Genomic DNA, 19,885 nt, shown 5'->3' on the forward strand with positions numbered 1-19,885 from the left:
AGCGACTCCCGCGCAGCCAGCGCTTTCAGCGCCGCGTCCGTAGGGGCTGCAAGAATAAGGGCGATAGCCTCTGCACGCTGCTCCACGTCCTTCGAAGACAGCTTCGCCATGGCCTGGAGACTTTGCAGCTCCGCCCGCAAATGGTTGTCAATGGCAACGCGACGCACATCGCGACGACCGGCCGTACCCAGGGCTTCTCCCGTAAGCACATCGCTCAGTTGATAGCTGGAGCCGTCCCGCTCGGCAAGCACTACCGCATTATTCCTTCGATCGCGGTACAAGGCCCCCCGGGAGACCGCATCAAATACCGCATCGGTTTTTTCGTCACCGCTGGCTGCGATCTTTGCGAGTAGCTCACGTTTCTGGGCGGCGTCGGCCTGGCCCAAGTCATTTACCCAGTCGCGCAGGGTGTCAGCCTGAGCGGCACCGCTAAACAGCAAGCACAGAAACAAAGCGCGCAGTATCAACATAGCATCAGGTTTCGCAGGGGCGAAAAGCGAGCGCGCAGCAAATGCATGGCATCAGGCCGGGGGCGTAGCGGAGGGACCGCCGGCCGCCTACTCAGTGTCCTGCGACAGACAGCGCTCCTCGTCCTGCTGGTAGTTACCGCAGCGCAGGGGCGCACTCCAGTCCGCAATGAGATCCTGTGATCCGGGCAGATAATCGGACCAGGCATCGCCGGCCACGGTTTCTGGTGTCTGCCAAACCACCTGAAACTGTCCGTCGTCGAGGATCTCGCCGATGAGTACCGGCTTACTAATATGATGATTCGCCTGCATGGTCGCCATGCCACCGGAGAGGTTAGGTACGCTAACGCCGATAATCGCGTCCTGCACCGCATCCGGATCTGTGCTTCCTGCTGCCTCTACCGCCTTGGCCCACATATTAAAGCCGATGTAGTGAGCCTCCATGGGATCATTGGTCACACGATTGTCATCGCCGATGAACGCCAGCCATTCATCGATAAAGTCGAAATTGGCATCCTCCTCCACGCTCATAAAGTAATTCCAAGCGGCGAGGTGACCCACCAGGGGACCCGTGTCGATGCCTGAGAGCTCTTCTTCACCCACAGAGAACGCGATGACGGGGATGTCCGTCGCACTCACCCCCTGATTGGCGAGCTCCTTATAGAAAGGCACGTTGGCATCGCCATTAACCGTCGATACCACGGCCGTCTTGGCGCCGGTGCTGCCAAAGCGTTTAATCTCCGCAACAATGCTCTGCCAGTCAGAATGTCCGAAGGGCGTATAGTTCACGAGGATATCCTCAGACGCGACACCTTTTTGGGCGAGATAAGCCTCAAGAATTTTATTGGTGGTACGGGGATAGACATAGTCGGTGCCGGCGAGCACCCAGCGCTCCACACCCTGTGACATGAGGTAGTCCACCGCCGGTATCGCCTGCTGGTTCGGTGCGGCGCCGGTGTAGAACACGTTTCGCGAAGACTCCTCACCCTCATATTGCACAGGATAAAAAAGCAACCCGTTGAGCTCCTCAAAAACCGGGAGCACGGATTTACGTGAAACCGAGGTCCAACAGCCAAAAACAACGTCAACCTGTTCACGCACCAGCAGTTCCCGCGCTTTCTCCGCAAAGAGCGGCCAGTCAGACGCCGGATCTACTACCACTGCCTCGAGCGGTCGACCCAGCAGGCCGCCGCGGGCATTCTGCTGCGCAATGAGCATCAACACCGTATCTTTGAGAGTGGTTTCACTGATCGCCATCGTGCCGGACAAAGAATGGAGCACACCCACGCGAATAGGCTCCGGCGCCTGACTGCGAGCCCCCGCAGAACACAGACATAAAAGCAGAATAAAGGTCAGACTTTTTTGAAGCGGCAGGGGCATAAACGATGACTCCGGGCAATCAGTAAGTTATCCGATGACCGCTGCAAAACCCGAGCCATGGTAAGCCGACCGCGCTCTGGGCCTTGCGCTCCAAACCACAGCGCTTGCGCACCAGTTTTTGGCAGGGAATGACCAAATCGCACTATTACGGTGCGATAGTTAGCTATTCAGGGAGCGACCACAAAGGGGTATTGGAATCGCCGTGCATCCGTAAAATCGGCGACCGCCTGCGCTACCGCAGCGGCCTGATAATCGGCAAGCACCTGGTCTCGAACGCGCTCAAAGGGCAGGAGCTGCGGCGCGCTGCGATCTGTGACACGAAAATAATGCCAACCCTGACGGGACTCATAGGGGCCCCACCATTCTCCAGACGCAAGCCCCTGAAGCACCTCCAATAGCGGCTGTCCGAAGAGACCACGAATCATACTAACGCCATAGTCAGGAAAGTCTGTGCCCTGCCAGGGCACGGCCCCGGGCTTTGCACCGTCCTGATTCAGCTGTTCGCGAAATTGTTCCGGGTTTTCAGGCTCTGACAAAAACACCTGCTGCGAAAAGCTGATGCTGGCCTCGGTGTAATAACGCTGCATGTTGTCTGTGTAGAAGTTAACCAGATCTTTAGGCGTCGGCTCGACAATCTCACCGGTAACGCGCTGCTGCATGAGTTCAATAATCAGCTCGCGAACGCTGGCATCGCTGAGATGGAGCTCAGCCGCAAGCCCCTCCCGATAGAGAAGTTCCCGCTGGTAGTAGTCGTTCAAAATGGCGTCGATATCATCGCCCTGCGCTGACTTACCGGTCAGCATTTCCCATTCCGAAATAAGCAGGGCTTTAGAGCTCTGACTCAGAGTAATGGGCGTCGTCGAGTCGCGGCTCAATAGTGCGTAGACAACAAAAAAAAGCGCACCGATGGCAAAGAATGCGAACAGCGGGTCCCTGAGCCAGCCTCCACGAGAACGAGGGTCAACCATAAGTGACAAGCTTGCTCACTTAGGGTTGTGGGCGGCCATAGTCAGGATCAATCTCTTCCGCATCACCCGCTTCCAGCGCCTCTTCTCCCGCCCCGGGCTGCTGGTCTTCCGTGGAAAGCTCCGACAGGTAGGAGCCATCGGTAATACCGGTTTTGCGCATGGCTATGCCTGTGAGGCAGGCATGCATAATGTAGTTCGCGTTGAGCGCGGAGCGGTAAGTGTTATCCAAGAGCGGATCGAGCTCTACGATTTCAAAACCAATCATTTCACTCTCAGTGCATAGCGCGCGCACAATGGGAATGGCTTCACGCATGGTCAAGCCACCGGGCACCGGGGTTCCGGTACCGGGTACAAAGGCAGGATCCAGCACATCGACATCAAAGGAGATAAACAGCTTTTCGGTGCCCTCCCGCGCCTCGCGGACCGCATCCTCCATGACCTGCTTCCAGCCTTTCTTCTCGACCTCTGCCATGGGGTGGTAACGCATGCCGTTATTGCGCATCCATTCAAAACCCCAGGCGCCGGGCCAGGGACCGCGCAAACCCACCTGAATAAAATTCTCCGCCTTGACGTGCCCTTCCTTTATTGCGCGATAAACCGGCTGGCCATGGGTGATGTAGTGCGCCTGCCCCTTGCCCGCGTCAAAATGGGAGTCAAAGTGCACCACGCCAAAACTGCCCTTGCCGTGCACATCGGCAAGCCCTGCGATATCCGGATACTCCAGGGAGTGATCACCGCCCACAATAAACGGGACCGCACCGGTCTTAGCGATCTCGGCAACGCGCTCCCGAACGTGATGCACACTGATTTCGGTGCTCATATTGTCGATGGCTATGTCGCCGTAATCCACGATGCTGAGGACTTTGCTGGGATTCACCATAGTCGCCATATCATTGCCGGCCTGGTAATAACCTGTGCGCATGGCCTGAGGACCAAAGCGCTGCCCGCGATAGTAAGTCCCCATATCCAGGGGTGCCCCTACAATCGCCACCTCCACATCGCCGGCTATCAGGTCCTCCGGATAGATCGCCACCGGGGCACCGGCAAAGGTTTGTACTCCACCTCGTCCGCCACGGGCGTAATAGCTGAGATGGATGGGACCGGGCTCACGCTGGGTTGCCAGCGCCCGGGGGTTCATAAGCTTCCAGGAATTAAAGTCTTCGGCTTCAGTATTGAGAGGGATCGACGCCATGTCAGTCTCAGGATTAAATTTGCTGGCATCCTCGAGGTACTGCATGGCGTCCACAAAGGCCTCCACCTCTTCGAGGGATTTACCCCGCAGACGCACAAACAACTTTTCCCAGGTGCCCGCGAAGCCTTTCCCCTCCTCCATGAGGTACTCGCGCTTTTCCTCCGCAAGGCCATCGATGACAGTAGCAAGAGCCGCCGGAATCTCCGGCATCTCGGGCATCTCCTCATCGGCCAGCGACTGCGCCGCCCCCATCGCCAAAAGCAAAGCACTGAAAACAATGGATCTTCCTGGGTACTTCATCTATTCATCCTTGGAATCGAGCTGGAGCAATAAAAAAGTCTGGCCGCCCTGCAACGTGAACAGCAAAAGGCCAGCGGGCTTTAGTGGCGAAGCGAGCGTCACCCAATTAAGCGAGAGAAGCCATTCAAGCTCGCTGGCCGGCTATCTTGCGTCCAGCCAATAGGCAGCAATTATTGTGCCGAGCTACGCGGCAGAGTATAAAACAGGCTCCCAACTATCGGGGCAACAACCGTCAAAACGCCAGCGACTCCTGCACGGGCCCTGATTCAGCAACGCCCGATTCCCCGACCGTTTCTCGCTCCTGCGCCGGTTCCAGGGATGAAAGGGTCAGCCCCAGTAACCGCACACCCTTTGCTACGGGCAACAGCGCTTCGAGCAGGGCACGGGACAGCTGCTCAAAGTCTTCCCGCGTGTCCACAGGGGGACTCACCGAGCGGGCGCGAGTGATCTGCTGAAAGTCTGCGTACTTCACCTTCAGCGTCACCGTGCGTCCCCGGGCGTTATTTCGATCTATACGCTCCCACACGATATCGATGATGTGCTCCAGAGCGTCACGAAGCGCTTGATCGGCCTGCAAGTCCTCTGTGTAAGTGCGCTCGCCGCCGATGGATTTTCGCTCACGGTCAGACTTCACAGCGCGATCGTCCTGGCCTCGGCTGGCGTGATACAGATAATGCGCCGACTTGCCAAAATGTCGTTCCAGAAATTCAAGAGGCTGGCCGCGAATATCCGCACCGGTCTCAATGCCCAGCGCCGACATACGCTCCGCGGTTTTTGGCCCCACACCGTAAAAACGACGAGCCGGCAAGGTCGCCACAAAATCGGCCCCATCCCCCGGGCGCACCACAAAAACCCCATCCGGTTTGTTCTGATCCGATGCCACCTTGGCAATAAACTTGTTGTAGCTGACTCCGGCACTGGCGGTGAGCCTGAGCTCTTTGCGGATATCACGACGGATGGCCTCGGCAATCGCCGTGGCACTCCCGACGCCAGCTATATCGGCGGTGACATCAAGATAGGCTTCGTCCAGGGACAAGGGCTCAATGAGGTCCGTGTAGCGCGCAAAGATGGCATGGAGTTGTCGCGACACCGCCCGGTATACCTCAAAACGCGGTTTCACAAACAGCAGCTCCGGGCAGCGACGCCGTGCCGTCACGCCCGGCATTGCAGACTTTACTCCGAAGTTCCTTGCCTCATAGCTCGCTGCAGCCACCACACCGCGTTTTGCCGACCCCCCAACAGCCAGAGGTTTACCCCGTAAAGCAGGGTCGTCTCGCTGCTCGACACTCGCATAGAAGGCATCCATGTCCACATGAATAATCTTGCGCATCGCGGGAGTCGGGTCCTGGTTCATCGCGACGATACTAAGAACCCTGCGACACTCGGGCAAGAGGCATTCACATGACGTTGCTTGCGTATGGTTTACTGTAGTCTCAAGATTTAGAGGCCTCTCTTCTTTTAACCTCGGAGACAACAATGATTGTTAAGCTGTTCCAACCACTGTTAACGGCATTGCCGACACTGGCGTCGGTGGCCATTGCAACGGGGCTTAGCGTCGCCGCAACAGCGCCGACCCAGGCCCAAAGCACCGCAAAACCCGTTCTCCACGGCCGTCACTGGGCCGCCGTCACGGGAAAACCTCTGGCCGCAAGCGCCGGCGCCATGATGTTTGCCCGGGGCGGCAACGCCGTGGATGCGGCCTGCGCGATGCTGGGCGCGACATCTACCATGTGGGACACCCTGGGCTGGGGTGGTGAGACCCAGGCGCTGATTCACAACCCGAACACCGGCAAGGTCATTGGCATCAACGCCCTGGGCGTGGCTCCCACTGGCGCGACACCGGAGTTTTTCCGGGAAAAAGGGATGGTATACCCCCCGGAGTACGGCCCCATGGCCGCGGTAACTCCCGGCACACCCGGCGGCCTCATGGTCATGCTTGCCGAGTACGGCCGCCTAAGCCTGGCAGAGGTGCTGGCGCCCTCCATGCAAATGGCCGAGGGCTACCCCATCGAGGGCGTGCAGGCTGACAACATTGAGCGCCGCCGGGACATCATTGCCCAGTGGCCGGACTCCAAGCGCATATTCCTGCCCCATCTCGACGAGAGCAACCCGGAGCAGCGCGCCGCCCCCCAAGGCGGAGAGATTTTCAAGCAGCTTGATCTGCTGGCGACCCTGCAGAAACTCGTGGATAGGGAAGCCGAAGCCCTGGCCGCCGGCAAATCCCGCAAAGAGGCCATCTACGCGGCTTATGAGCGTTTTTATCGCGGTGATATCGCGAAAGAGATCGTGAGCGCGACGCGGGAGCACGGTGGTTTGTTTACCGAAGAAGACCTTGCCAATTGGGAAGTGCACATCGAAGAGCCCGTGAGCACCAACTACAAGGGCATCGACGTTTATAAGCTTACGACCTGGGTGCAGGGGCCTGCGATGCTCCAGGCGCTGAACATTCTGGAGCCCATGGACCTCAAGGGCATGGGCTACAACAGTGCAAACTATATCCACACCCTCTATCAAACCATGAACCTCGCCTTCGCCGATCGGGACTTCTACTACGGCGACCCGTACTTCCCCCCTGCAGAACCCATCGAAGGCCTGCTTAGCAAAGACTACGCTACGCAGCGTCGGGCATTGATCAACCCGGAGATGAATGACACCGGTGCGCGGCCCGGCGACCCCTACCCATTCCAGGGCGACAAGAATCCCTTCAAAAAGCTTCTGGAGGAATGGTCACCAATCCCCCCCGCCGCGAATGCGGACGGTTCCGATGGTTTTCAGCAGGCAGCACTCGATCATGACGAGGGCTTTATCGCCGGCACCACCTCAATACAGGCAGCCGATGCTGATGGTTGGGTGGTTTCTGTTACCCCGTCCGGCGGATGGATTCCCGCGTTTATTGCGGGCGATAGCGGCGTTGGCCTCAGCCAGCGTATGCAGAGCTTTGTTTTGGACGAGCGCATCAACCCCTTCAACGTTGTGGCCCCCGGCAAGCGTCCCCGCGCCACCTTGACGCCCAGCATGGCGCTCAAAGACGGCGAGCCAATCATGGCGTTTTCGGTTCAGGGCGGTGACACTCAGGACCAGAACCTGCTGCAGTTCTTTTTAAACGTGGTGGAGTTTGGCATGAACGTCCAGCAAGCGGCAGAGGCACACAATGTCACCAGCTATCAGATGCAAAGTTCCTTTGGCGCTCATGTGAGTGAGCCGGGACGTTTGGATGTCACTAGACAGTTGCCGCCCTATACTCGGGACCGACTACAGGCGATGGGCTATGACGTCGGTGTTGTCGACAAAACCTATAGCCCCATCACAGCGATTCTCATCGATCCTGAACAGGGAACCTTCCAGGCCGGAGCCAGCGACTACGGTGATGATTACGGCATCGCCTGGTAGCGATAAGGCGTCAATAGATGGGACACCCTTTAGCGTGGCGAAGTCGTTCTCGCCGCCGCTAAAGGATCATTCGCCACTGACAGATTGAAAGACCGAAAGGCGCGGAGAAGTCGCTCCTTCACAGCAGTCTCGGTGTCTACAAGATTGTTCACCTCATACCAGTCATTAGAGAGATTGAAGAGGTGGCGGGGCACACCGTCACCATCCAGAATCATCTTCCAGTCACCCTCGCGTACAGCGTATTCCATGCCATCCGGCGTGGGGATGGACCAATACAACGGTTTGTCCCGCACAAAGCTGTCGCCATCGATCAAAGGCCATAGCGCATTCCCGTCCAGGGGTACATCCGGGTCAACGTCTACATCCAGCCAACGGGCGAGCGTGGGGAACACATCAAGGGCCGTCACCGGCCGCGGCTCTACACGGCCAGCCTTGATTCGAGCGGGATAGCGAATGACGCCGGGCACCCGGATACCGCCCTCAAACAAATAGCGCTTCTTGCCGCGCAGGCCACCGGTCTCGCCGGCCATGCCCAGTTCCCATGGCGTGAGCGCCGCATCGGTCACCGGGCCGTTGTCACTGCTGAAAATAACCAGGGTATTATCCAGGAGCCCCCGCCCCCGCAGATGCTCAATCACCCGCCCTAGCTGCGCGTCCATAAAGCTGATGTTGGCGTAGTACCCGCCGCGGCCCCGCCAGGGCCGGTTACGCCAGTCAAAGTAATAGAGCAAAGGATTGTTCTTTGCCTCGTCAGTCAGATACTCCCGGTATTGATCGAGATATTCCGGGGGCGACGCGATGGGGGTATGAACCTCACTGTAGGTCAGCAGCAGAAAAAACGGATCCATTGACGCCTTTAACCACTCAATGGCCTCGTCACTAACCAGCTCTGCGCTGTATTTTTCTGTGGGTCCCAGGGGCTGGTTATTGCGAAACATATTGTCGGGAAACATGGGGCCACGCCGGGGCACCTCCCCGGAATCAGCTACCGCCGCATTTTTAACCCAGGCCGCCAGGCCGTACTGATAATCGAACCCGAAATCCCGGGGCTGGGGCACGTCCTGCATGTGCAACCCCCCATTGAGATGCCACTTGCCGATGACGGCCGTGCGATAGCCCTGTCTTTTCGCAAGATCCGCCAAAGTCGTTTCGTTGCGACCGAGAGCAACCGCCGCATCATCGGGAATCCAGCTTTCCACCCCCGTGCGGTAGGGCGTGCGTCCTGTGAGCAGTCCGGCGCGGGAGGGTGAGCACAACGCAGAAGGCGCATAGAACTGGGTAAATCGAATTCCCTCTGCGGCCAGTCTATCGATATGCGGTGTTTTGACGACGCTGTGACCATAGACACCAGTATCGCCATACCCAAGATCATCCACGTAAATCACCAGCACATTATGTCGATCAGGTTTTTCCTCCGCGGATGCAAAGGCATTCAACAAGACTGCCATCAACAAAATAAAAACGCCCGCAGGCCAGCGAGTCCCCGGGACATCCTTGTGTACTTGGAAGCTTGGGCGCGGCATAGTTCGTGACTCTGAAACAAGGAACATGCCATGCACTATAGCGCGCCGACCCCAGGGAGTTCGAGTTGTCGGTCCTTGAAGCGATGGTGGTCTGTCGCTGTGTTTGTTACCACTATGATCATCGCGACAATGACCTTCGCACAGGCGCCCAAGCCTGTAATCATCAGGAACGTCACCCCGCTGGATGCACACAGTGGCGTCATGGCAACGCAGGATGTGCTCATCGTTGACGGGCGTATTGCGTCCATGGGACAAGGTCTGGCGGCGCCCTCTTCGGCCACGCTCATCGACGGCACAGGGAGTTTTTTAAGCCCGGGGCTTTGGGACATGCACGTGCATCTGAGCTATGACGACCGCTTCACCGGAGTCATGTCCAAGCTATTTCTGGACTATGGGATTACCAGCGTGCGCGACACCGGCGGCAAGCTGGAACGCCTGCTGCCTGTTCTGGACGCCCACTACACGCCCCCCGCCAAAGCGCCCCGGGTGTTCTTTGCTGGGCCCCTCCTCGATGGCGCTCCCCTAGTCTACGGCGGAGATCAGGATTCGGGTATTGGACAGAGTGTCGTGACCACAGAAGAAGCGCGCCTTCGGGTGCAACAGCTTCACAAGGCCGGTGTGCATTTCATCAAGATCTACGAAATGGTCACCCCCGATGTGTTCGATGCCTTTGTTCGGGAGGCAGACAAGCTCGGTCTACCGATCGCTGCCCACGTGCCCCTTTCCATGCTCGCCTCCAACGCAGCCCCCCGGGTACAGTCCCTGGAGCACCTGCGAAATGTAGAGATGGACTGCGCGGCCGATGCTGAGGCGCTGCTTGAGGAACGACGGGAGATGCTCGCCGGCGGTCGTGAAAACGATAGCGATGGTATGAGTCTCAGAAGAAGCATTCATACCGTCCAGCGCAACCGCGCCATTGCCAATGAAGATGCGGATCGCTGCGATCGGGTACTGGCGAGCCTTCGCAACACCATTCAGGTTCCCACAGCTCGGCTCAATGCCATGACCCAGCACCCACCCTTCAACGACGCTGGCTGGACGGATGTTCTCAGCACACTTCCGGCTTCTGTTCGCGTTGACTGGATCAAGGCGGCGGATTACATGGACCCGGAGAGCTACAGAAAACAGGGCGAGTGGACGCTGCAAATGCTTCCCCGTCTTGTTGCCAGCGATGTCACCATCGGAGCGGGCACTGATACACCGATTGGCTGGGCAGTGCCGGGCTACAGCCTCCATCGTGAACTTGAGATCTTGGTCAAAGCGGGCCTGGACACACAAACCGCTCTGGCAGCAGCCACCCTGGTTCCCGCACAGTTTTTTGGTCTGGAGGCGACATTGGGGAAAGTCGCTGAAGGATATCGGGCGGACCTGTTATTGCTCCAGCAAAACCCGTTGGAAGACATTCGCCACAGCCGAAGCATACGCGCCGTAATTTCTCGCGGGGCGATCGTCCGGGACTATCGGGAAGAACAATAGTCACACAAGTAGCAAAGATTGGCGCTATGTTCGTTATGTCAGACGAGCGCATAAGCGCTTCGCCCTGGCAGAGGTTTGCGCAGATAGCACCGATTATCTGTTGCACCGTTACCCGCCATCATTTTTACATCGAGAAATTCAAATCAGGAATATGCTGTGAAAACTTTATTGACCTCAATCGCTGCCGCAACGCTGCTCTCAATTTCTGCCGCACAGGCACAGAACATGAACAAACTCATGGATGCCGCAGATACTGAAAAAGCGACGGAAGCCGTGGATATGGAGAAAGCCAAGGCGGCCATCATGGACCCCAGGAAATAGCGGTGCATCAGTCCGATTTACTTTCGGGAGCTGTGTTCCCCCGGAGTAAGCAATGGGACCACACACGGGCATAAAAAAAGGGCGATCATTTGATCGCCCTTTTTCCTTGGCCCCGCAAGGCTACTTGAGGCTATCGCTTACTCAAAGCTGTACTTGAGCGTCGCGCCGTAGGTCCGTGGCTGGTTGGGGTAGCTGCTGAAGCTGCCGGCCTGTGCTACCGAGGCAAAAGCTGACAACAGATACTCATCCCCATTCAGATTACGGCCCCAGAAGTTCAGCTCAACGCCGTTGCTGAAGGTCATTCCAAAGCTCGCGTTAAACATATTGACCTCACGGGAGGCGATGGATGCAGGAATATTATCCACGACCTGAACTTCCTCTTCGTAGACATGCTCTATGCGCGCATAGGACATGGCGTCTCCGATGTTGAAATTGTAGGTCGCTGAGGTGTTTGTGGACAGCTCAGGTATCCCTGAAGGTTGCTGACCCGAAAGATCCGTAGGACCATTTTCACCCAGCGCGCCAACAAATTCGTCATAAAGAGGATCCAACCAGGTTGCCGCAAAGGCAAGGCGCAGACCATCGGTGGGTGCCCAGTTCAGATCAAGCTCCACCCCATCCGTGGACTGCTTACCGGCATTACCCAACACGAAACCCGTTCCAGTGAAGATGTTTGATTGGAAGCCTTCGATAGTTTGATCAAAGATCGCGACATTCACACTCACCGTGTCGAACTCACCCTTCAATCCTATCTCGTAAACTGTCGACTCCTCGGGACCCGCGTAGCGAGTTCCCTCTGAGAGATTCGGCACCAGAAGACCCGCTGCAGCCAACGCAGGAATATCCTCCGGGAAAGGACGCGAATCTCGCGAGAGGTTCCAAGAAGACGCCTTGAAACCTGTACTCACACCACCGTAGACGTTGATGTTCTCCGTAAGGTCATAAGCAAGGCGCAGCGTATAGGTTGTATCGCTATCGTTAGTTTTGCCATCCTCGACGCTGTTATCAACCCCCGGTAGATTTCCGAAGTTAAGGAAAGGCGGCAAAAACTGTAGCGGTGTAAGTGCCTCCAAACCAAAAGCCGCGAGGGGCAGTTGAGAGAACACATCTGTCGATTCGAGCCTGACTGCTGCCTCCTTGTCCGATTCTGTGTAGTTAACACCCGCGGTCAGCGTCATGGCATCTGTGATGTCGAAATCAACCTGCGCGAATAGCGACAGGGTGTCATCATCAAGCCTGCTCGTTTCACTTGGGTATCCTGCGCCCTCAGCAAAGAAAGTGCCTGCAGGTATACCCAGAATCGGCCCAAGCGCCGCCTCTACCCCAGAGACGCCGCCGCCGGTAAGACCGTCAGCATAGGCGCGGAACTGGTCGCCGTAACCAAAGGAGCCTTCGGATTCAAGCTCCTCGGTAAAGTAAAACGCGCCCACCATCCACTGCAGCGGACCGTCGGTTGCTGAAGTCAGGCGAAGCTCTTGTGTGAAGGTGTCAATCTCAAGATCGCGTTGGTTAGCAGCATCCGGGGTCACCAGACGAGCACTGGTGTAATCCACATCACCCAAATCAAACTGCTCAAGCTTACGCATGGCAGTGATCGAGGTCAGTGTGAAGCTGTCAAAGTCATAGTCGATCTGCATGGACACGCCCTGGGTGTCGATGCGGTTCTGCGGATCAAAGTCATAAAAACCCTCGTAGGCGAAGGGCTCTTCGGGTACAAGGTTGCCGCCCAATGCCTGCACCAGCGCGCCGGTGGGTCCGTTTACCAAGTTTGCAACGCCACAGCACACCTCATCGAGGCCGTCGGCATCAGCAATCAAGCGCACTTCCATACGGTCCGTCGGGTTCCACAGCAACTGGCCGCGCATGTTCCAGCGATTAATTTCGTTCTGCTGGGTGTCGAGCTCAAGGTTGTCATAGTAACCATCACGCTGGTTCATGCCGCCCGATACGCTGAAAGCGACGTTATCGGAGAGGGGACCGGTCAAATAGCCTTTGACGATTTTTTGGTTGTAGTTGCCCAGAGTGACGCCCACTTCGCCGCTGTGTCCGGCAAGGTCAGGCTTGGCCGTAACCACATTAATTACACCTGCCGAGGCGTTCTTACCAAACAGTGTGCTCTGGGGGCCGCGGAGCACCTCGACTCGCTCGAGTTTCGGCAGATCGTTTAGCGCACTACCCACGCGGGAGCGATACACACCATCGATGAATACACCGACCGACGGCTCGATGCCGGGGTTGTTGGCGCCATTACCAAAGCCGCGAATGATGAAGTTAGTCTGGGCACTACCCTGCAACTGGGTTACCCGGAGACTGGGTACCAGCGTCTGGAGATCCTTCACGTCCAGTACCTGGGACTGCTCAATGGCCTCGGCGGTCACAACCGACACAGCGATGGGAATCTCTTGCAGTGTCTGCTGTCGCTTGGCAGCAGTCACGATCACTTCCTCGAGCATTCCAGCACCCTGCCCCATTGCGGGCAATGACACGGATGCGGCAAAACCTGTGGCTGCAAGTGCGGCAGGAATTGCTTTGAGAGATTTTATAGCGGGCATGGGAGTCACCTTTTATGAGTTATGTTGACAATGTCAATTCTCGTACGAGTAACGCATAGGGTCAACGCCCTGAGCGCGGATCATTCACATTTCTGGCGGTTGACAGCGAGCCCTAAAGCAAGGTCGGGTAAGATAGCGACCCCGAGGTAAACGAACGAAGGAAAATACAGTCGATGGCCAAGCGAGTTTATTTGTTTTCTGAGGGCAGTAAAGACGACCGGGACCTCCTCGGCGGCAAGGGTGCCAACCTGTGTGAAATGACCGCATTGAAACTGCCCGTCCCCTTTGGCTTTGTGATCACTACGCCCACCTGCCGCGAGTACTTTGAGAATGGCAACAAGCTGCCGACGCTCCTGGAGCAGGAATATCGCGTGGCTCTGGATCTGGTGGAAAAACAGATGGGCACGCGTTTCGGTGATCCTGAAAACCCCCTGCTGTTTTCCGTGCGTTCCGGAGCGCCCATTTCCATGCCCGGCATGATGAACACCATTCTCAATCTTGGCATTAACGATGAGATTGCCGAGGGACTGTCGCGTAAGACCGGTAACCCGCGGTTCGCGTACGACTGCTATCGACGTTTTATACAGATGTTTGCCGACGTGGTCCTTGGAGCCGACACCCACGCCATGGAACAGGTCATCGAGGACTACAAAAACGACAAGGCCTACCAGACCGACGTCGCCATGGAAGCCGAAGACTGGCAGTCGGTCATCCGCACCTTTAAAACCATGGTCAAATTTCCCGAGGACCCCTTCGAACAATTGCGCCTGGCGGTGGAAGCGGTGTTCCAGTCCTGGCACACCCCCCGGGCCAACGTGTATCGGGAAATGAACAATATTCCCGATTCCCTGGGCACCGCAGTCACCGTGCAGTCCATGGTGTTTGGTAATTTCGGTGATGATTCGGGCTCGGGCGTTGCCTTCACCCGCAACCCGTCGACCGGTGAGCGTCAGTTCTTTGGCGAGGTACTGTTCAACGCCGCCGGTGAAGACGTTGTTGCCGGCATACGCACGCCTCTCTCCGTAGATGCCATGGAGGAGCGCATGCCCGAGGCCTACAAGGAACTGCTCGATTCCCAGGCCATGCTGGAATCCCACTACCGCGATATGCAGGACATCGAGTTTACGGTCCAGGAAGGACGCTTTTATCTTTTGCAGACCCGAAGCGGCAAACGTACCGGGCGGGCCTCGGTAAGAATCGCAGTGGACATGGTCCGCGAAGGCATGATCAACGAGAAGGAGGCCTTACTGCGGGTATCCCCGGAGCACGTGCAGTCCTTCCTCCACCCCATGGTAGACCCCGATGCAGAGCGAACAGTGGTCGCCAGCGGCCTCCCCGCCAGCCCCGGCGGCGCGACGGGGGTCGCGGTGTTCTCTGCCGATGAAGCCGTGAGCGTCGAAGCTGACGGCAAGAAAGTCATACTCATACGACGGGAAACCACCCCCGAAGATATACACGGTATGCGCGTCGCCGAAGGAATCCTCACGGAGCTCGGCGGCATGACCTCCCACGCTGCGGTAGTGGCCCGAGGTATGGGCGTCTGCGCGATTACCGGCTGCGGTGAACTGCGGGTATCTGTGCAGGAAGGCACCGCTACCGCATCCGACGGCACGATCATCAAACGCGGCGATACGGTCACCCTCGATGGCGCCACCGGCGATGTGATGATCGGGGATATCCCGAAAGTCGAAGCCAGCACCTCCGATGACTTTCAAACGCTGCTCTCCTGGGCGGACAAGCATCGGCGCCTGAAGGTGCGGGCCAATGCAGAAACGCCCGAAGATGCTGCCAAAGCCCGAGAGCTTGGTGCCGAGGGTATTGGTCTTTGCCGCACGGAGCACATGTTCTTTGCCAGCGATCGCATCGATCACATGCGCGCCATGATTCTGTCTGCGGATCGCAAGGAGCGTAAACGCCACCTCACAAAGCTACAGGAATTTCAGCACGCGGATATGCTGGAGCTCTATCGAGTGATGGATGGACTCCCGGTCACTATCCGCCTGCTTGATCCACCGCTTCATGAGTTTCTGCCCCACGATGAAGCGGACGCGGAGGCCCTGGCGGAACGGCTGGGCAAGGACCCTGCGGAGATACACCAGGCGCGGAACGATCTTGCGGAGGTAAACCCCATGCTGGGCTTTCGCGGCTGCCGTCTTTCCGTGGTCTATCCGGAGATCACCCGTATGCAGGTCCGCGCCATCATCGGTGCGGCGCTTCAGGCCCGCGAAGAGGGACTGAATCCCTTCCCCGAAATCATGATCCCGCTGGTGGTCAATGTACGGGAGATCCGGCTGATCAGTGAGGTCATCGACCGGGGCATTGCCAAGGTCACCAAAGAGAAGTCCGTATCTCTGCGCTACAAGATCGGCACCATGATGGAAACGCCCCGGGCGTGCCTGGGCGCCGATCGCCTCGCCTCCGCTGTGGAGTTCATGAGTTTTGGTACCAATGATCTCACCCAGATGACCTACGGATTCTCCCGGGACGATGCGGGTCGTTTTATCCCTCAATATCTGGATGCCAAGATCATTGAAGACGATCCCTTTGTTTCTCTGGATCAGCGTGCCGTGGGACGACTCATGCGCATGGCGGTGCAGGAGTCACGGCAGGCGAAAAAAGGCATTAAATACGGTATCTGCGGAGAACACGGGGGCGACCCCCGCTCCATTCGCTTCTGTCACGACCTGGGTCTGGACTATGTCAGCTGCAGCCCCTACCGCGTACCCGTGGCCCGTGTTGCGGCCGCGCAGGCGCGGGTTCTGGCAGACATCGACAACTGATTGCATAAGGACAGCATGCTATGAAATTTGATAATCGCGTCACGCAAATGACCGGCGCAAAGCTCCCTATCGTACAGGCACCCATGGGCTGGATTGCCCGCTCGCAGCTGGCATCCGCTGTGTGCAACGCGGGGGGACTGGGAATCATTGAAACCTCTTCGGGCGAACTTGACGTCATTCGCGAGGAAATCCTCCGCATGCGCGAGCTCACGGATCAGCCCTTTGGGGTCAACATCGCCCAGGCCTTTGTCCGGGATCCGGATATTGCACAATTTATTATCGATCAGGGGGTGCGCTTTGTGACCACCTCCGCAGGCTCGCCCGAGCGCTACACGGAGCTACTCAAGTCTGCAGGCCTCACGGTTTTCCATGTTGTCCCCAATCTCAAGGCCGCGGTAAAAGCCGTGGAGTACGGCGTTGACGGTCTTATCGTCGAAGGTGGCGAGGGCGGTGGATTCAAAAACCCCCAGGACGTTGCAAGCATGGTGCTCCTGCCGCTCGTTCGGTCCAGGGTCGACGTGCCCATCATCGCCGCCGGCGGGTTTGTGGACGGAGGCTCCATGGCCGCTGCCTTCGCCCTGGGTGCCGAAGGGGTGCAGTTGGGTACGCGCATGGTCTCCGCACTGGAGTCCCCCGTGCATGAGAACTGGAAGCAGGCCATCGTCACCGCAAAAGAGACCGACACCGTGTTTCTCAATCGTTTCCAGTCACCGGGTCTGCGGGCGCTGAGAACGGAGCGCACCAGCGCCCTGGAAAAACAACCGGAAGTGAACGCCATGGCTGAGTTTGGCAAGCCCAAGGACCTGTATTTTGGCGGCGACATGGAATCAGCGATCCCCCTCACCGGTCAGGTCTGTGGGCGTATTGATGAAGTCAGGCCCGTGGCTGACATTCTGGCTGAGATTTGCACAGAGTTTGAGGAGACCCTCAACCGGCTGGAGTCCAGCTACCCTCGTTGAGTAAAAACCAACTAAATTAGTGAGATATAAGCCATCCGGCTACCCAGCTTGCCCGTATATCCTTACAAGTTGAACCTGAAAGACATGTGTTAGACATGATTAACCGAAATATAGGGACGGTAGAGAGAGTAGTACGCTTCATGCTGGCAGTAGCCGTTGTTGGCTGGATTTTCAGCTCGGAGCGATTCGGCTTTGCCCAGGGAGGCGCTGTGCTCATAGCCTTCGCGCTGCTCTGGAATAGTATTTTTGGCCGCTGTTATCTCTGGAGTTGGCTGGGACTTTCCAGTTGTGGTCCCAACGACGACTGCTCCGCCGGAGGTGGTGGGTCCACAGCCTGACGCTATGTTCTCGGTCGGTGACTCCCCGAGACCCACAGCACACGCCAATCCTTCGGCTCCCTCTGCTCCCTCTTCTTCACCTTCAACTCCTTTACTGTGAATTTTTCCAGAGCAAACCCATGGATGTAGACCAAAGCAAAGATACCCTGTTCTACGATGGGCAGTGTCCGCTGTGTGCGAGCGAGATAGCCCAACTGCGCAAGACGCGGGGGGATAGCCTGCAGATTGTGGATATTCACGAGCTCGGTGACGGCCAGATCCTTCTCCAAAATTCGCGGGAAGCCTCTGGGCCAGGAGAGGAAGTCGTACCCGACAAGGACCAGTTGTTGCGCGTGCTTCATCTGCGCCGCGCTGACGGGGTATGGCTACAAAGCGCTGATGCCAACGTCGCAGCTTGGGAGGGAACGCGTCACGGCCGGATGCTGAGTATCCTGCGCTGGCCTGGAGTGCGACACGCGGTAGATCTTGTCTACACCCTGTGGGCCCGCTGGCGCTACCGCCGACTGTATGGCGACCAATTTGATGAGAGCAGACATGCACCTCAAAAGCAGTGACATCAAGGATCTGGAGCGCCGGCGCAGGGCGGCACTGATTAACTCCATTACCGGCTACAAGCCGGCCAACCTCGTGGGCACGGTAAATGCGCGGGGCGAGAGCAACCTGGCGATCATGAGTTCGCTGGTGCACATCGGCTCAAATCCTCCCCTGCTGGCGCTGATTTTCCGACCGGACAATACGGAGCGCCACACGCTGGATAACATCCGCGAAACAGGCACTTACACCGTCAATCATGTGCACGGTGCTATCATCGACGCCGCCCATCAGACCGCCGCGCGCTACCCGGGCGAGGTTTCAGAGTTTGCTGCAACGGGGCTTGAGGAGCTCTGGCTAGAAGGTTTTTCAGCGCCCTTTGTGTCCCAGGCCGTTGTACGCATGGGTATGGAACTCCGGGAAGAAATCCCCCTGGCAATCAACGGCACGCACATGGTCATAGGGGAGATCGCGACCCTGGACATTCCCGGCGACGCAATCAACGATGCAGGCGCACTGGATCCGGCCAGCGCCGATACCGTTGCCATCGCGGGACTGGACAGCTACTACCGCAGTACCCTTGTGCAGCGCATGGCCTATGCCAAGCCCGATCAGGAACCACGACGGATCTAGCAGAAACGCTTGCATCCCCTTTTGAACCATTGCCCGCCGTTGTTGCCTCAATGAACAAGGCGATTGTTTAGTGTGACCCACGACGCGGGGATTTCTGTCGCTTAAAATGTCCTAGGCCTACACTCACGCAAAATTGATACAAGGGAGCCAGCATGCAAGCCGACCGAGATGACCGTATCAGTAACAGCGAGGAATCAGGCCGCCACAGCACCCAGACACTGGTAACCGCAGTAGCGGTCATCATTCTCGCCGGCGGGGCTTACCTGCTGATGCCTGGCGACAGTGACGAAAATCCCCCGGCGACACAGGCGAGCAACGAGCCGGCGACGGTGAGCGAGGTGACAGTGCCCCAGCCCACACCGAAAGAAAGCATTCTCGCTGCGCCCGATATTCCAGAGCCCGAAGAAATGGTGAGCATGGAGCCTGAGGAAGAAGAAGAAGAGGAAGAAGCGGTTGCCGAAACCGAGGAGGCGCCGCCGCCCCCACCAACACCCGAAGAACTGGATGCGCAGCTGCGCGAGGAGATTCTTGCCGCAGGCCTGTCACCGCCCACCCCTCTGGGCTCTGCCTACAGTGCACCGTATCTACTGGATCGTGGTGTAAGCAGCCTGGATCAGTTGGCCCGGGGGCTGGTGCCTACGCGCACCACAAATCTGGCGCGCCCTGCAGGGGCGTTCAAAACAACGCAGAAAGGCTCGGACTACACTGTGGACAGAGCAGGGTACCGCCGCTACGACAAACTGGTAGCAGCTATTACAGCCCTTCCTGTAGACACCCTGGCTTCGCTTTTTCACGACCAGCGGGGTCTGATTCAGGATGCTTACGCTGCGCTGGGCTACCCTGCCAGTGCATTGGACAATACGCTCGTCGCTGCCCTTGACAACATTATCGCTGCCCCCATCCGGGAACAGCCCCCGGCACTGGTGAGCAAGGGCGCGCTGTGGGCCTACGCCGACCCGACCCTTGAAAGTGCCAGTGATCTCCACAAGCAGCTCCTGCGGACGGGACCAGCCAATACCCAAGCCCTGCAGCAATGGGCTCAGCGTCTACGGAACGCACTCCTTAATCCCTGACG

General features: G+C 57.7%; 15 protein-coding genes and 1 pseudogene. 9 read left to right on the forward strand and 7 right to left on the reverse strand.

Going from position 1 to position 19,885, the window contains the following annotated elements; translation table 11 throughout:
• The 5 genes and pseudogenes from ACTG3T_RS10145 to dinB form a co-directional block, all read right to left on the reverse strand.
• Nucleotides 1-470 (reverse strand): annotated as a pseudogene (locus tag ACTG3T_RS10145) (urea ABC transporter permease subunit UrtB); the annotation flags it as partial.
• An 87-nt stretch (nt 471-557) separates the two neighbouring features.
• Nucleotides 558-1,847 (reverse strand): urea ABC transporter substrate-binding protein, encoded by a 1,290-nt coding sequence (gene urtA / locus ACTG3T_RS10150; RefSeq protein WP_439102156.1) that lies wholly within the window; start codon nt 1,845-1,847, stop codon nt 558-560.
• A 167-nt stretch (nt 1,848-2,014) separates the two neighbouring features.
• Nucleotides 2,015-2,815 carry a peptidyl-prolyl cis-trans isomerase gene (locus ACTG3T_RS10155; protein ID WP_439102157.1) on the reverse strand — a complete coding sequence of 267 codons (801 nt, stop codon included), beginning with the start codon at nt 2,813-2,815 and terminating at the stop codon, nt 2,015-2,017.
• 19 nt (nt 2,816-2,834) lie between these two features.
• Complete coding sequence (locus ACTG3T_RS10160; protein ID WP_439102158.1) at nt 2,835-4,307, reverse strand: agmatinase family protein; 1,473 nt, start codon at nt 4,305-4,307, stop codon at nt 2,835-2,837.
• 232 nt (nt 4,308-4,539) lie between these two features.
• Nucleotides 4,540-5,637 (reverse strand): DNA polymerase IV, encoded by a 1,098-nt coding sequence (dinB, locus tag ACTG3T_RS10165; RefSeq protein WP_439102159.1) that lies wholly within the window; start codon nt 5,635-5,637, stop codon nt 4,540-4,542.
• A 146-nt stretch (nt 5,638-5,783) separates the two neighbouring features.
• Between dinB and ACTG3T_RS10170 the strand changes: the two genes are divergently transcribed.
• Nucleotides 5,784-7,697: a gamma-glutamyltransferase family protein gene (locus ACTG3T_RS10170; RefSeq protein ID WP_439102160.1), complete on the forward strand. Its 1,914-nt coding sequence runs from the start codon at nt 5,784-5,786 to the stop codon at nt 7,695-7,697.
• Between the two features lie 29 nt (nt 7,698-7,726).
• Here the strand turns inward: ACTG3T_RS10170 and ACTG3T_RS10175 are convergent, their stop codons facing one another.
• Entirely contained in the window at nt 7,727-9,145 is a 1,419-nt protein-coding gene (locus tag ACTG3T_RS10175) for a sulfatase family protein (RefSeq protein ID WP_439102161.1), read from the reverse strand.
• Nucleotides 9,146-9,319: 174 nt separating this feature from the next.
• On the opposite strand from ACTG3T_RS10175, the gene ACTG3T_RS10180 reads away from it, so the two are divergent.
• Both ACTG3T_RS10180 and ACTG3T_RS10185 read left to right on the forward strand, forming a co-directional pair.
• The gene (locus ACTG3T_RS10180; protein WP_439102162.1) at nt 9,320-10,696 is read left to right on the forward strand and encodes an amidohydrolase family protein; all 1,377 of its coding nucleotides are present in this window, start codon (nt 9,320-9,322) and stop codon (nt 10,694-10,696) included.
• 156 nt (nt 10,697-10,852) lie between these two features.
• On the forward strand, nt 10,853-11,017 hold the full coding sequence (locus ACTG3T_RS10185; RefSeq protein ID WP_439102163.1) for a hypothetical protein: 165 nt from the start codon (nt 10,853-10,855) through the stop codon (nt 11,015-11,017).
• Nucleotides 11,018-11,154: 137 nt separating this feature from the next.
• Here ACTG3T_RS10185 and ACTG3T_RS10190 read toward each other — a convergent pair whose 3' ends face one another.
• Nucleotides 11,155-13,569, reverse strand: a complete 2,415-nt coding sequence (locus ACTG3T_RS10190) for a TonB-dependent receptor (RefSeq protein WP_439102164.1) — start codon at nt 13,567-13,569, stop codon at nt 11,155-11,157.
• Nucleotides 13,570-13,742: 173 nt separating this feature from the next.
• Between ACTG3T_RS10190 and ppdK the strand changes: the two genes are divergently transcribed.
• From ppdK to ACTG3T_RS10220, 6 genes are all read left to right on the forward strand, one after another.
• On the forward strand, nt 13,743-16,349 hold the full coding sequence (gene ppdK / locus ACTG3T_RS10195) for a pyruvate, phosphate dikinase (protein WP_439102165.1): 2,607 nt from the start codon (nt 13,743-13,745) through the stop codon (nt 16,347-16,349).
• Between the two features lie 20 nt (nt 16,350-16,369).
• Nucleotides 16,370-17,308, forward strand: coding sequence for an NAD(P)H-dependent flavin oxidoreductase (locus tag ACTG3T_RS10200; protein WP_439102166.1), 939 nt, complete (start codon nt 16,370-16,372; stop codon nt 17,306-17,308).
• A 95-nt stretch (nt 17,309-17,403) separates the two neighbouring features.
• Complete coding sequence (locus tag ACTG3T_RS10205; RefSeq protein WP_439102167.1) at nt 17,404-17,646, forward strand: YgaP family membrane protein; 243 nt, start codon at nt 17,404-17,406, stop codon at nt 17,644-17,646.
• A 119-nt stretch (nt 17,647-17,765) separates the two neighbouring features.
• Complete coding sequence (locus ACTG3T_RS10210; protein ID WP_439102168.1) at nt 17,766-18,200, forward strand: thiol-disulfide oxidoreductase DCC family protein; 435 nt, start codon at nt 17,766-17,768, stop codon at nt 18,198-18,200.
• Nucleotides 18,181-18,810 carry a flavin reductase family protein gene (locus ACTG3T_RS10215; protein WP_439102169.1) on the forward strand — a complete coding sequence of 210 codons (630 nt, stop codon included), beginning with the start codon at nt 18,181-18,183 and terminating at the stop codon, nt 18,808-18,810. Before ACTG3T_RS10210 ends, ACTG3T_RS10215 begins: the two co-directional genes overlap by 20 nt.
• 152 nt (nt 18,811-18,962) lie before the next feature.
• Nucleotides 18,963-19,883: a DUF3014 domain-containing protein gene (locus ACTG3T_RS10220; RefSeq protein WP_439102170.1), complete on the forward strand. Its 921-nt coding sequence runs from the start codon at nt 18,963-18,965 to the stop codon at nt 19,881-19,883.
• Nucleotides 19,884-19,885 lie beyond the last annotated feature (2 nt).

This window comes from Congregibacter sp. (assembly GCF_965660375.1).
Taxonomy (GTDB): domain Bacteria; phylum Pseudomonadota; class Gammaproteobacteria; order Pseudomonadales; family Halieaceae; genus Congregibacter.